The sequence below is a fragment of the Amycolatopsis orientalis DSM 40040 = KCTC 9412 genome, from assembly GCF_000478275.1.
GTDB lineage: Bacteria > Actinomycetota > Actinomycetes > Mycobacteriales > Pseudonocardiaceae > Amycolatopsis > Amycolatopsis orientalis.
Genome location: NZ_ASJB01000064.1, coordinates 210,958 through 223,715, shown reverse-complemented (window position 1 = coordinate 223,715; position 12,758 = coordinate 210,958). Strand labels below are relative to the sequence as shown.

At 70.1% G+C, this 12,758-nt stretch carries 11 protein-coding genes; 6 read left to right on the top strand and 5 right to left on the bottom strand.

The window, feature by feature from the left end:
* Window positions 1–28: 28 nt before the first annotated feature.
* Window positions 29–277 (top strand): hypothetical protein, encoded by a 249-nt coding sequence (locus L324_RS22675; protein WP_037312029.1) that lies wholly within the window; start codon window positions 29–31, stop codon window positions 275–277.
* A 1-nt stretch (window position 278) separates the two neighbouring features.
* Here the strand turns inward: L324_RS22675 and L324_RS22670 are convergent, their stop codons facing one another.
* Genes L324_RS22670 through L324_RS22660 form a run of 3 tightly spaced genes read right to left on the bottom strand, consistent with a single transcriptional unit; the run spans window position 279 to window position 2,389 of the window.
* Window positions 279–815 (bottom strand): hypothetical protein, encoded by a 537-nt coding sequence (locus L324_RS22670; RefSeq protein ID WP_037312019.1) that lies wholly within the window; start codon window positions 813–815, stop codon window positions 279–281.
* 54 nt (window positions 816–869) lie between these two features.
* On the bottom strand, window positions 870–1,490 hold the full coding sequence (locus L324_RS22665) for an NAD(P)-dependent oxidoreductase (protein WP_037312016.1): 621 nt from the start codon (window positions 1,488–1,490) through the stop codon (window positions 870–872).
* Entirely contained in the window at window positions 1,487–2,389 is a 903-nt protein-coding gene (locus L324_RS22660) for an EamA family transporter (RefSeq protein WP_173426393.1), read from the bottom strand. Before L324_RS22660 ends, L324_RS22665 begins: the two co-directional genes overlap by 4 nt.
* A gap of 79 nt (window positions 2,390–2,468) precedes the next feature.
* Here L324_RS22660 and L324_RS22655 point away from each other — a divergent pair, with 79 nt between their 5' ends.
* Entirely contained in the window at window positions 2,469–3,353 is an 885-nt protein-coding gene (locus L324_RS22655) for a LysR family transcriptional regulator (protein WP_037312012.1), read from the top strand.
* Window positions 3,354–3,649: 296 nt separating this feature from the next.
* Here L324_RS22655 and L324_RS22650 read toward each other — a convergent pair whose 3' ends face one another.
* Together L324_RS22650 and L324_RS22645 are read right to left on the bottom strand one after the other, a co-directional pair.
* Entirely contained in the window at window positions 3,650–4,504 is an 855-nt protein-coding gene (locus L324_RS22650; protein ID WP_037312008.1) for an NAD(P)-dependent oxidoreductase, read from the bottom strand.
* Window positions 4,505–4,514: 10 nt separating this feature from the next.
* The gene (locus L324_RS22645; protein ID WP_037312005.1) at window positions 4,515–5,390 is read right to left on the bottom strand and encodes an NAD(P)-dependent oxidoreductase; all 876 of its coding nucleotides are present in this window, start codon (window positions 5,388–5,390) and stop codon (window positions 4,515–4,517) included.
* A gap of 95 nt (window positions 5,391–5,485) precedes the next feature.
* Here L324_RS22645 and L324_RS22640 point away from each other — a divergent pair, with 95 nt between their 5' ends.
* The 4 genes from L324_RS22640 to L324_RS22625 all read left to right on the top strand — a co-directional run bounded on the left by L324_RS22640 (window position 5,486) and on the right by L324_RS22625 (window position 12,741).
* Complete coding sequence (locus L324_RS22640; RefSeq protein ID WP_037312556.1) at window positions 5,486–8,674, top strand: AfsR/SARP family transcriptional regulator; 3,189 nt, start codon at window positions 5,486–5,488, stop codon at window positions 8,672–8,674.
* A 146-nt stretch (window positions 8,675–8,820) separates the two neighbouring features.
* Entirely contained in the window at window positions 8,821–11,394 is a 2,574-nt protein-coding gene (locus tag L324_RS22635; RefSeq protein ID WP_081736432.1) for an FtsX-like permease family protein, read from the top strand.
* Window positions 11,387–12,079: an ABC transporter ATP-binding protein gene (locus L324_RS22630; protein ID WP_037311995.1), complete on the top strand. Its 693-nt coding sequence runs from the start codon at window positions 11,387–11,389 to the stop codon at window positions 12,077–12,079. The genes L324_RS22635 and L324_RS22630 overlap by 8 nt, the downstream gene beginning before the upstream one ends.
* Window positions 12,079–12,741, top strand: a complete 663-nt coding sequence (locus L324_RS22625; RefSeq protein WP_037311992.1) for an ABC transporter ATP-binding protein — start codon at window positions 12,079–12,081, stop codon at window positions 12,739–12,741. Before L324_RS22630 ends, L324_RS22625 begins: the two co-directional genes overlap by 1 nt.
* The last annotated feature ends 17 nt before the right edge of the window (window positions 12,742–12,758 follow it).

The window sequence follows — 12,758 nt, the reverse complement described above, 5'->3', positions numbered from 1 at the left end:
AACACGATGTTACTGTATCGTCGGCCGCATGGACCTCCTGGCCCCCTTGGCCGCGTTTCTCAGCCTGCCGCTCTTCCTGGCCGGATTCGCGTGGTACGCCGCACGTGCGCGCCGGGCAGGGGTCAGCCAGTCCTTGCTGGCGCCGCTCGAGGAGATCTGGGACCCGATCGCGCACAAGACCAACATCGAGATCCAGATCGAGGCCGAGCGGAGTCCCGAGACGCCTTCCCCCGGCGACCCGCCCGAACCGCGGTGGCGAGACGGTCGCGGCGCCTGAGTCACACGGCGATCAGCTGTGCGCGTGCGTTGACGATCAGATCGGCGACTCGCTGGGCGTCGGCGACCTGGTACATCTCCAGTGCCGGCGGCGCCCACGCGCCACGGAGTTCGTTCTCATGAGCTCGCGCCCGGCTCCAGCGGCTTCCGAACACGATCGTGCCGACGCCCGTCTCGTCGGCACGCACTTGAGGTTCCGACGGGAGCCGGTTGAGCCAGACCCACCGGTACTCCGAGCCGTTCAGCCAGTTCGCGGCGAAGACGATCCGCTGATTCGTGACCAGGTACGTCATGACCCCTGCCCGGGAACGCCGGTCGAGCAGTCGCTGGTACAGCACGAAGAAGAAGGCGAGCAGCAGCCCGACGGACATCAGCGCCGACGTGCCGATGTCGAGGAAGATCACCTCCAGGGCGACGACCGCGGGGAAAACCAGGAACGACAACACCATCCCCGTGTGCTCCGGAAACCACTTCTGCCGCTGCTGGGGCGAACCGCTCCACAGCAGGACTTCGCCTTCGTTCAATGGATACTTCTGCATCGAATCTCCCCAAGTCGTCATGGAGAGCACGCGCGGTCCCGCGATCAGGTTGCCTCAGTAGCCGACAGTAAAATGCTTTTCGCGCCGCGGCTGCTCCAGCTCGTCCACGACGGCGATCGCGAGGTCTTCGGCGGAGATCCGGGACGAGCCGTCTGCCGCGGTCAGGATCGTGGTCGTCCCACGGCGATAGGAACCTGTCCGGGGGCCGGGTTCGAGTATCGCGGGCGGGCTCAGGTACACCCAGTCGCCAGGGTGCGCCTCGCATGCCCGCAGCTGCGCAGTGCTGGCCGAGGCGATGGTCCGCCATTCCGGCGGCACGAAGGCCGGGTCGTCGATGACGAGTCCGCCGGAGGGCGAGCGCAGTGGTCCGGCACCACCGATGACCAGGACGCGGGTGCCGCCCGCGGCGTCGAGCAGGGCCGAGATGGTGGCCGCCACGGTGTCTTCCGCGCCGGGAGCGGGTCTCGTGGCGCTGACGATGGCGTCGGTACCGGCGAAGACGCCTTTCATGTGGTCGATGTCGGTGGCGTCGCCGCGCACGACTTCGACGTCCGGATGCGGTGCTTCGGGCGGATCACCGCGGAACACGGCGGTGACGTGGTGGCCTCGGGCGAGGGCCTCGGTGACGACGCGGGAGCCGGCCATGCCCGACGCTCCGACAACGGTGATCTTCATCGGGCGACGGCTTCCTGCTTGGTCTTCGGGGTGACCTGACCCGCCACGATCGAGGCCAGTGCGAGGGCGAAGCCGACGAGCTGGACCGCACCGAGCGACTGGCCCAGCAGTGCGGCACCGAGCAGCGCGGCGACCATCGGCGAGAGCAGGCCGAGGACGGCGACCGAGGTGACCGGCAGCGAGGTGATGCCCCGGAACCACAGGACGTAGGCGAGCAGGCCGCCGATCAGGCCGAGCCAGAGGTACCCGAGTGCCGCGTTCAGGTCGATGGCGGGCGGTGCGCCTTCGAACAGGAAGGTCACCGGCACCAGGAACAGTCCGCCCGCGGTGAGCTGCCAGGAAGCGAACGCCGTCGGGCCGACGTCCGCCGGGCGGCCCCATCGTTTGGTGAGGGTGACACCGAGCGCCATGGTCGCGGCGCCCCCGAGTCCGGCGAGGACGCCGACGACGTCGAAGCCCGCGGCGGGGCCGATCACCACCAGTCCGACGCCCACGATCCCGACGATTCCCCAGGCGAACCGCCACGCGGACGGGCTCTGCCTCAGGACGGCCACCGCGAGGGCCGCGACGAGGAGCGGCTGGGCCGCGCCGAGGGTGGCCGCGACCCCGCCGGGCAGCCGTTCGGCGGCGACGAACAGCAGGGGGAAGAACATCCCGATGTTGAGGACGCCGAGTGCCGCGGCCTTCAGCCACCAGCTGCCGTGCGGGAGGGTTCGGGTGAGGGCCAGCGCGATCAGCCCGGCCGGCAGGGCGCGCATGAGACCGGCGAACAGCGGGTGACCCGGCGGGAGGAGTTCGGTGGTGACCACATAGGTCGTTCCCCAGACCATGGGCGCGAAGGCGGTCATCGCGGTGCCGGTGAGCCCGGCGGCGAGCGGGGAGGTCGTCAGCGTTTTCACGCTTCCCAGCTTCGACCTCGACGATCAATGAGTCCAACACATGTTTGTCACTTGATCCATCGTGATTCAAGATGGGTCCATGGAACTCCAGCAGATGCGGTACGTCGTGGCGGTGGCGGAGACGAACAGTTTCACGCGCGCCGCGGAACGCTGCCTCGTCGTGCAGTCGGCGCTGAGCCATCAGATCGCGCGGCTGGAGCGGGAACTCGGCGCGCGCCTGTTCGAGCGCACGAGCCGTCGGGTGCGGCTCACCGCCGCGGGCGAGGCGTTCCTGCCCGCGGCCCGGCAATGTCTCGACGCCGCCGAGCGGGCGGGCGCGGAGGTCGCCGCGGCCGTCGGTGAGGTCCGGGGTCGGCTCACCGTCGGCATCATCCCGACCGTCGCGGCGGTCGACGTCCCGGCCGCGCTGAAGACGTTCCACCGGCGGTATCCGCACGTGAGGATCGGGCTGCGGGTCGGCGCGAGCGGGGAACTGGTGGAGCAGGTCAAGGACAGCGCGATCGAGGTCGCCTTCCTCGGCCTCCCGCTGTCGGACCGGCCGGACGGCGTCGCCACCTGCGAACTCGGCCGGGACGACCTGGTCGCCGTGGTGGCGCCAGGGCATCCACTCGCCGTCGAGTCCGAAGTGGACTTGAACCGGCTTTCGTCGGAGGTGTTCGTGGACTTCCCGACGAGGTCGGCGGGGCGGGCCCAGACCGATCAGGCCTTCGCCGCCGCGGGACTGACCCGGGAGGTGGCCTTCGAGGTGACGGCCGCCGATTTCATGGCGCGGCTCATCCGTCAGGAACTCGGTGTGGCGATGCTGCCGTCGAAGTATGTGCCGAATCTGACCGGGGTGGTCACCGTGCCGGTGAAGGACGGGCCCGCGCGGATCGAGCACCTCGTCTGGAACCGCTTCACGGTCACCCCCGCGGCGAAAGCCTTCCTGGAGGTGCTGGGTGTCGTGAGTGGTAATGACGGTTAGAACCAACCGTGTCTTAGGTACCTACGTGGGCGCCTGCGGGGCTCGAGTGTGGAGGATTTGGGACGTTGAACGTCCCAAATCCTCCACACTCAGGGATGTACCGAGCTCCGGGACAGGTCCTTGCCCTCTGTTGATCAAGCTACGCGACCGGCGCACCCCGCGCCGATGAAGGAATTGGGACACTCAACGTCCCAATTCCTTCACACCTTGCCCAAGACACCGGCTTCGAGCCGGTCAAGCCTCGTGAGTGGTAATGACGGTTAGAACCGTCATTACCACTCACGAGACCGGAAGCCTCAGTCCTTCTTGATGATCTCGTAGAGGCTCGTCCACGAGCTGCGCCCGTGTCCGGCGGCGATCGCCCGGTCGTAGTGCGACTTGATCGCCTCCGGCAGGACGAGGTCGATCCCCGCGTCCCGGCTCGCCTGCACGATGTGGTCGGCGGTCGCGCCCATCATCGTCACGTTGGCCTCGTCGCCGGGGTGCTCGCCCGCCTCGACCTGCTTGGCGGCGTCCTCCAGGTAGTAGGCCATCATCGCGAAGTTGTCCTTGGCGTACGGGACGAACTTCGCGACCGGCTCCCCCACCGAGCGGACGAGAGCACTCGCGTGCAGGAATACCGAGAGCGACGTCAGGAAGATGTCCAGCTGCGCCTGGTAGAACAGCTGTGCCAGCCGGACGTCCTCGCCGAGGAAGTCCGGCCGCCCGATCAGCGCCAGGGTTTCGCGGTGCTTGTCGAACACCTCCTGCGGGCCGCTGTAGAAGACGTACGCCTCCTCCTTGCCGACCAGCGGCGCGGGCACCATCACGCCACCCGCGATGAACCGCCCGCCACGGGCCTTGACCCAGTCGGCGGCTTCGCGGGTCTTCTCCGGGGTGTCCGAGCTGAGGTTGACGATCACCTTGCCGGCCAACGCGTCCTCGGCCTTGCCCAGGATGTCGTACATCGCCGCGTAGTCGGTGAGGCTGAGCAGTACCAGTTCCGACGCCGACACCGCGTCGGCGGGCGTTTCGGCCCGCACGGCACCGGCCGCGACGACGTCGTCCGCGCGGGCGGCGGTGCGGTTCCAGACGGTCACTCCGTGGCCGTTCTCCAGGAGAACCCGGACCATGGCCTGTCCCATCGGGCCGAGCCCGATCAGTGTGATCATTGTGCTTTCCTTACTTCTTCAGGAGTTCGATGACGCCGATCAGGTCCTCGGCGCCGTGTCCGGCCGCGACCCGCTTGTCCATCAGCGGCTGGAGCGGGGTGAGCAGTTCGGCGCTGATGCCCTGTTCTTCGGCGGCTTTCAGCAGGTTCGGATAGGCCCCGGCCTGCATCGCGATGTTCGAGACGACGCCTGTCACGTAGTCGCCGTCGTCGATCTGCTCGGCCGCGCGGTCCAGGAATCCGCCCATCGCCGCGAGCCAGTCACGAAGGAGCGGAGCGAACTCCCTCGCCTTGACCCCGGCGGAGCCGACGAGGGCGAAGGCCTGGATGACGCCCATGAAGTTGCCGTACATCCCGCTGAGCAGCGCGATGTCGTGCAGGGGCGCCAGGCCGGGGTCGACGCCGAGATACTTGACGCCGCCGAAGGTGTCGAGCGCGCTGCGTGCGTGCCCGAGGACGCTGCCCGAGCCGCTGTAGAAGATGAACGCCGCGGGTGTGCCGATCATCGGCGGGACGGCCATTATCCCGCCGTCCAGGTACTCCGCGCCCAGTTGTCCGGCCCACGCGCTCATCTCGCGCGCCTGGCCCGGGGTGCCGTTGGTCAGGTTGATCAGCTGCCGTCCTTCGAGCCCGGCCGCGACCGGGTCGAGGACCTCGTGCACCGAGTCGTAGTCGAGCAGGCAGGCGATCACGATCTTGTTCGCCGCGAGAGCCTCGGACACGGTCGAAACGACCGAAGCTCCCTTCGCGGCCACGCCCTCGGCACGGCCGGGGGTCCGGTTCCACGCGGTGACCGGATGTCCCGCGGCCAGAAGTGCCTCTACGAGGGCGGTTCCCATCGCGCCCAGCCCCAGTACGGTCACCGGGGTCCTTCCGTGTTCGGTCATGGGTCCACCGTGACGCGGCCCGCGCACGGATCGCTGCGGGTCCGCGCACGGCCGCGCGCACGGACTTGTCGGTGGTCCGCGCTAACGTCGGTTCCGTGCGTTTCGGAGTGCTGGGACCCCTCGCCGTGTGGACGACCGCGGGCGAGCCCGTCGTCGTGCCCGAGGCCAAGGTCCGGCTGCTGCTCGCCTCGCTGCTGAGCAGGGAGGGCCGCGCCGCCTCGGTGTCGTCGCTGGCCGACGACCTGTGGGGCGAGCATCCGCCGGGAAACCCCGGCAACACGTTGCAGACCAAGGTGTCCCAGCTGCGCCGCACCCTGGAACGAGCCGAGCCGGGCGCGCGGGAACTCGTCACCCATCAACCCGCCGGATACGTCCTGGCCGTCGGCGACGGTGAACTGGACGTCCACCGCTTCCGTGCCCTCACCGCCCGCGCCCGCGACGCCGTCGATCCGCGCGCTCGTGCGGCGCTGCTGGCGGACGCGCTGGCCTTGTGGCGAGGTCCCGCGTACGCCGGTTTCGAAAACGAGCCCTTCGCGGTGGCCGCGGCACGACGGCTGGAGGAAGAACGGCTGCTCGCCGAAGAGGAACGCGCCGAAGCCCGGCTGGCGCTCGGCGAACACGACGTTCTCACCGGGGAACTGGCCGCCCTCGTCGCACGGCATCCGCTCCGTGAGCGGCTCCGCGGCCTGCTGATGCGCGCGTTGTACGCCGCCGGGCGGCACACCGAGGCGCTCGAGACCTACACCGCGTTGCGGACCCGTCTGCGGGACGAGTCCGGCCTCGAACCAGGACCGGACCTCGCGGCCCTGCACCAGGCGATCCTCACCAGGAGTCCCGGACTCGAACCCGTCCGTGCCGCCGAGAGGGTGCGCGGGAACCTGCCGGAGTCGCTGACCGAACTGGTCGGCCGGACGACGGCGGTCAAGGAGGTCGGCGCGCTGGTCACCGACACGCGGCTGGTCACCCTCACCGGGCCGGGCGGTGTCGGGAAGACTCGGCTCGCCATCGAGGCCGCGTCGAGGCTCGCGATGGCCGACGGCGTCTGGCTGGTCGAGCTGGCCGGTCTGGACAACGTCGAGTGCCCGACCTGCCCACCGGAGGACCTCGTCGCCGTCGTGCTCACGGCGGCGCTGGAACTGCACGAGGAGGCCACCTCGGGGAAGACACTCTCGCGGTCGCTGGCCGATGCCTTGCGCGACAAGGAGATCCTGCTCGTCCTGGACAACTGCGAGCAGGTCGTCGAGCCCGTCGCTGCGCTGGTGGAGCAGCTGCTGGCGGCGGCGCCCCGCCTGCGAATACTCGCCACCAGCCAGGAACCGCTCGCGCTGCCCGGGGAGACGGTGTGGGCGGTCCCGCCCCTCGATCTGCCCGAGCAGGCCGATTTCGCCGCCGTGCGGGAATCGAGTGCCGTCCGGCTGTTCGTAGCCCGCGCCGGGGCGGCGGCCCCGGGGTTCGCGCTCGACGCGGAGAACGCCGCCGTCGTCGCCCGGATCTGCCGCACGCTCGACGGGATCCCGCTAGCGCTCGAACTCGCCGCGACCCGGGTCCGGACCCTCGGCGTGCACGAACTCCTCGCCCGCCTCGACGACCGGTTCGGCCTGCTGTCCTCGGGCAGGCGAGGCGGGCCGCGCCGTCAGCAGACTCTCCGCGCGATGATCGACTGGAGCTGGAGCCTGCTGAGCGAGCCGGAGCGGATCGTGCTGCGCCGGCTCGCCGTCCACGCCGAAGGCTGCGGTCTCGACGCCGCCGAGACGGTCTGTGCCGGTGGTGAAATAGCCCCCAGTGACGTCCTCGACCTGCTGTCCCGGCTCGTCGACCGGTCGCTGGTGGTCAGCAGGCCGGGCAGGAACGGCGAACCGCGGTTCCGGCTGCTGGAGTCGATCTCGGCGTACGCCTGGGAACACGCCGAGCAGGCGGGCGAACCCGACGAGCTGGCCCTGCGGCACGCCCGTTTCCACGTCGAGCTGGCCGAACGCGGCGACGCGGGGCTGCGCGGCAAGGAGCAGCGGCGCTGGCTCGACAGGTTCGACGCAGAGGGCGCCAACACCCGGCGCGCGCTGGAAACCCTGCTGCGGCAAGGCGAACACCGGCTCGCACTGCGGCTGGTGAACGCGACGACCTGGTTCTGGTACCTCCGAGGGCGGCTCACGGAGGCGCGGCGATCCTTGAACCTGGTACTCGACACGGGCGTCGAGACCGGTGACGAACGCGCGCAGGCACTGAGCTGGTGCGCCGGGATCGCGATTCTCGACGGCACCTGCACCGAGGACGCGGCGGAGGAAGCCGTGTGGGGCATCGCCGATCCCGTCGCGCGGGCCCGGACGCTGTGGTTCCTCGGCTACGCCTGGTCCACCGTCGGCGATCTGTGCCGGGCGGAGAAACTCACGCTCGGCGCGCTGGAGACGGCCCGAGAGGTCGGCGACGACTGGAGCGCGGCGGCCGCGCTGAGCGACAGGGCGAGCCATCTGATCGCGGGAGGCGACCTCACCGGCGGAGGCCGGATCGCCGCGCAGAGCGCCGGGATCTTCGACGATCTGGGTGAACGCTGGGGCTGGCTGCAGGCGTCGTTCGTCATCGGCATGCTCGCCGCGATCGCCGGGGACTACGACCACGCCGCGCGTGTCCACCGGGAAAGCCTTCGCCGCGCGCAGGAACTGGAGTTGTGGCCGGAGGTCGCCTACAAGCTGTCCTGGCTCGGCCGGACGGCGCTGCTCACCGGCGACTTCGAGGGTGCGAAGGAGTTCCACCAGCGAGCCAAGGACTTGGCCGTCGAGCACAGCTTCAAACCCGGCGAGGTCTACGCCGAAACCGGGCTCGCGCTCGGCGCCAGACGTCAGGGACTGTTCGACGAGGCCGAGCAGCGGCTGTTGTCCATTCTGGACTGGCATCGCCGGGTGGACTCCGAAGCGGGCAGCACCCTGGTGCTGGCCGAACTCGGTTTCATCGCCGAGCAGCGCGGCGACGCGGCGCGCGCGAAACGGCTCCAGCTGGACGGTCTCGCGATCGCCCGCCACAGTGAGGATCCCCGCGCGATCGCGCTCGGTCTGGAAGGCCTGGCCGGGGCGGAGGCGGCCGCGGGCGAGTACCGGCTGGCCGCGAGACTCCTGGGCGCCGCCTCGGCTGCCCGGGAATCCGTGGGCGCTCCCCTGGCGAAAGGCGAACGGGGCGACGTCGACCGGATCTCCGATGTCGTCAGCGCGGCCCTCGGAGAAAACGCATTCTCGGAGGAGAGAGCGAAGGGAGCAACAGCGACAGTCGACGAATTGGTGACTGACAGTCAGTAAGCGGGCACTGAGTCACCACAATGGACCAAGCCTTACTTCACGTCGGCAACAAACGGTGATTTCTTTCTGTCGCCGAACCGCCCTGACCGGTAGCGTGCGTATCCATGCGGGTGAGGTGGGGGGCTCCCGGCGGGCCCAGGGTGACAATGCCATGGCGAGCGGCTCCGCGGGCGGCGTTGACCAGCCCGCTGACTTTGATCATCGCCGCGGTGACCGCGTTACTGGCTTGTTTCCTGGGCACCGCGGCCGTGCTGCAGGCCTCCGCGGCGGGTGGCGCGGCCGTCACATACCAGTCCGGGATCGCCTGCCCGGACAGCTACGGCCCGGTCTTCAGCAAGGGGAACGTTCCCGTCGGTGCCGCTCCCGAAGTGATCGCCGCCGTCCAGCGGCATGCCCCGGCACACGGTTTCGGCGCTCCGGTCACTTCGCGCTATACGCATCTGATCCGCGGCACCGAATTCAACGGTGACCCGAATTACAAGGTCACCCTGGGTTATCGGGACCGGGCCGGATTGGACCACCTGGATCTGGCGGGCGGATCGCGTGACCCGGGGCTGTGGCTCGGCACCGTCGTCGCCGGCGCGCAGGGGATCGGCGTCGGCACCACGCCGAAGTTCCAGGGCACCGCGCTTCCCCCGGTGACCGGGCTGTACCGCGACCTGCCCGATCCGGCGCCGCGCTGGTGGTGCTCACAACAGCGGAACGCCGTGGTCGACCGCCTCGCCAACGACCCCGTCGACTCGGTCATGTTCGCCACCGACGCCAAGACCTTCGACGACGCCGTCCGCACCGTGGGCCTGCCCGTGATCAAGACGCTGTACCTGTCGTTCTACGAGACGCCGCCGAAGACACTCAGCGAAGCCGAAGACCTGCTCGAACGGTCCAAGGCGCTGATCGCCGACGTGCAGGCGGATCTCGGTGCCCGCGGTCTGGGCGACGCGATCGTCGGCTCGCTGCCATTCGAGCGGTCCGTGGTGATCAGCAATCAGGCCGAGTCGAACGTCCTCGTCTCGATCCTGCCGCTCGCGGCGATCAGCGTCCTGGTCGGCTGCGCCGGGATCGGCACGGTCGCACTGCAATGGCATCAGCGTCGTCACGCGCAGCTCAGGCTTCTCTCGGCCCGGGGCAGCGGACCGGTGGCGCTGGGCCTGCTCGCGGTCGCCGAACTCGGGCTGCCGATCGTCGCCGGCGGGGTGGCAGGGGCGGTGCTCGCGTGGCTGCTCCTCGGCGTTTACGGGCCACCGGGCGAACCGGACGGTGGCGCGCAGCTGGTGGGCTCGCTCGTCGCGACGGTGATCCTGCTCGCCTCGCTCGCGCTGCTGGCCGGGGTGATCGCCGTCCGCACACACCGGGAGTTCGAACTGGGCCGGGTCCGGTCCGGGCGCCGCAAGGGAGTCAGGCTCCTGGCGATCTTCCCGTGGGAACTGCTCACCGCCGGGATGGCGTTGCTCGGCTGGGACCGGCTCGTCGACTACGGCAACGGGTCCCGGATCGGCAATCCGCTCCCCCAGGTCGATCCGCTCGCCCTCACCTACCCGGTGTTCGTCGTGCTCACCGTCGGCCTCCTGGCCGCCAGGCTGGCGTGGCTCGCGCTGCACGCCTCGCATCGCGCGCGGCTGTGGTCGCGGCCGGCGTTGCAACTGGCGATCCGGCGGCTCGCCAGCGCCCGTGCGCCGGTCACCGGCGTGCTCGTGATCGGGACGCTGGCCATCGGCACGCTGGCGACCGGGATCGGTATCGCCCGCGGGCAGGAGGAGGCGCTGCACACCAAGTCGGCGATCTTCGTCGGCGCGGAAACCCGGGTGGACACCGAAAGTGTCATCGGCACCGGCAAGACACCGCTGCCGCCGGAGATCAGCGGCACCAGCACGGTGGTCGGCGAACTGACCGGCACGGGCAGTGTCGTGCTGGTCGTGGATCCGCGGACCTTCCGGCAGGGTGCGGCGCTCGGTCCGCTCTCCGGTGACGAGGTCGACAGGCTCCTTGGCCTGCTGTCGGCTCCGGGCACCGGGGTCGCGGCGATCCGGATCGGCGAAGGCGCCGCCCGGAATGCGGCGCTCCCGGCCGGGCTCGGCGACGCCAGGACGGTCGGCGAGCTGCCGATGTTCCCGATCATCGGCACCAAGGCCGGGTACGTGATCTCGCGGGAGTCGCTCAGCGCGGCGCAGTTGAGCGCGGTGCCGAAGTGGAGCCTGCTGTCCGGTTCGCCGGTGGCGCGTTTGACCGAGGCGCTGACCGCCGCCGGGATCACGCAGCCCAACCGCATCACGCGCGAGTCCGCCCTCGACGCCCTCCCGTTCTACGTCGTCTCGTGGACGTTCTCGTTCATGGCCTTGCTCGGCGCCGTACTCGGGGTGGTGGCGGTCCTGTCGTTGCTGGTCGCGGTCGAAGTCCGCCGACGCCAGAACGCCCTCGCCGGGGCGCTGGTGCTGCGGATGGGGATGCGGCCGCGTGCCCTGCTGGCGAGTCATCTGATGGAACTGGGCGCGCTCAGCGGGCTAGCCGTCGTCATCGGCGTGGCGTGCGGTGTCTCGGTCGCGGGTCTTTCGGTGCCGCGTTTCGATCCCGCGACGTTCCTCGCGCCGCGGTCGGCGCTGCCCAATCCGACCCCGTTCGCCCTGACCGTGCTGGCCGTCGGTGTGCTCGTGGTGGCGCTGGCCGGCTGGATCGCGATGCGCTCGGTGCGCACCGCCCGGACCGCGGAGCTGATCCGTGCCTGAGAAACCGATCTTCCGGCTGAGCGGGATCGGCGTCGACTACCAGACGCCGGCGGGCACCGTCACCGGTGTCGACGACGTGACCATCGACATCCCCGCGCGCGGCATCACCGTGCTGGCGGGGCCGTCCGGCTCGGGGAAGTCCACGCTGCTGCGCACCCTCGGCCTGTTCGAGCAGCCCGCGCGGGGCACGATCTCCTTCCAGGGAACCGAAACCGGCAAGCTGCGCCACCGCGACCGGCGGGTGCTGCGGCGGGATCACCTCGGCCTGGTGTTCCAGAACCCGACCGACAACCTGCTCGCGTATCTGAGCGTCGCCGACAATCTCCGCGCGGCCGCGGAATCGGCAGGGACGGAATGCCTGCCGGACGACATCCTCGATCAGCTGGGACTGGGCGGGACGGGCGGCTGGCGGATCTCGGCGCTGTCGGGCGGCCAGCAGCAGCGGCTCGCGTTCGGCTGCACGCTGGCCAGGCGGTCGACCGTCGTCCTCGCCGACGAGCCGACGTCCCAGCTGGACGAGGGGTCGGCGGATCTGGTGCTCGACACGCTGAAATACCTGGCGGATCAGGATTTCGCCGTCATCGTCGCCTCGCACGACGACCGGCTCATCGAACTCGGCAGCCGGGTCGCACGAATGCACAAGGGCAATCTGGTGGACGTCGAAGAACGGGAGGTAGTGCCGTGATGGCGGAACCCGCCCTCGAGGCCGTCGGGTTGCGGCGCCGGTTCCCGCATCCCAGCGGGGACGTCGAAGTCCTGCGCGGACTCGAACTGAGCGTGGCCCCTGGCGAGCTGATCACCGTCTCGGGCCGGTCCGGATCCGGCAAGAGCGCGCTGCTGGCCCTGCTGTGCGGCTTCGACTCGCCCGATTCCGGCAGTGTCCTGCTGGACGGCGTCCCGATAGCGGGCGCGCCGCCATGGCACACCTGCGCCGTACTGCCCCAGGCACTCGGGCTCGCCAACGAACTGACCATCGCGGAGAACGTCGCGCTGCCGCTGCGGCTCCGGTCCGATATCCCCAAGCCCAGTGCGAAGGCGATCCACACGAGGGTTTCGGAGCTGCTGGAGGAACTCGGGATCGGTGATCTCGGCGACCGCTATCCGCTCGAAGTCTCGTTCGGGCAGCAGCAGCGGGTCGCGCTCGCCAGGGCGGTGAGCGGGCGGCCGCGGGTGTTGCTGACCGACGAGCCGACGGCGCACCTGGACGCGGGGAGCACCCCGCGGGTGCTCCGGCTGCTGCGGCGCTGCGCCGAGGAGGGCGCGGCGGTCATCGTGGCGACGCACGACGACGACGTGCACGCCATCGCGGACCGGCGGGTGCGCCTGCTGGACGGTGTCCTCTCGTAACGTCTCGTGAGTGGTAA

What these genes read in the sequence shown, in the direction of transcription:
- L324_RS22675 (WP_037312029.1), top strand. Translation starts at nt 29, where the DNA reads ATGGACCTCCTGGCCCCCTTGGCCGCGTTTCTCAGCCTGCCGCTCTTC.
- L324_RS22650 (WP_037312008.1), bottom strand. Translation starts at nt 4,504, where the DNA reads ATGATCACACTGATCGGGCTCGGCCCGATGGGACAGGCCATGGTCCGG.
- L324_RS22655 (WP_037312012.1), top strand. Translation starts at nt 2,469, where the DNA reads ATGGAACTCCAGCAGATGCGGTACGTCGTGGCGGTGGCGGAGACGAAC.
- L324_RS22665 (WP_037312016.1), bottom strand. Translation starts at nt 1,490, where the DNA reads ATGAAGATCACCGTTGTCGGAGCGTCGGGCATGGCCGGCTCCCGCGTC.
- L324_RS22635 (WP_081736432.1), top strand. Translation starts at nt 8,821, where the DNA reads ATGCCATGGCGAGCGGCTCCGCGGGCGGCGTTGACCAGCCCGCTGACT.
- L324_RS22645 (WP_037312005.1), bottom strand. Translation starts at nt 5,390, where the DNA reads ATGACCGAACACGGAAGGACCCCGGTGACCGTACTGGGGCTGGGCGCG.
- L324_RS22670 (WP_037312019.1), bottom strand. Translation starts at nt 815, where the DNA reads ATGCAGAAGTATCCATTGAACGAAGGCGAAGTCCTGCTGTGGAGCGGT.
- L324_RS22625 (WP_037311992.1), top strand. Translation starts at nt 12,079, where the DNA reads ATGGCGGAACCCGCCCTCGAGGCCGTCGGGTTGCGGCGCCGGTTCCCG.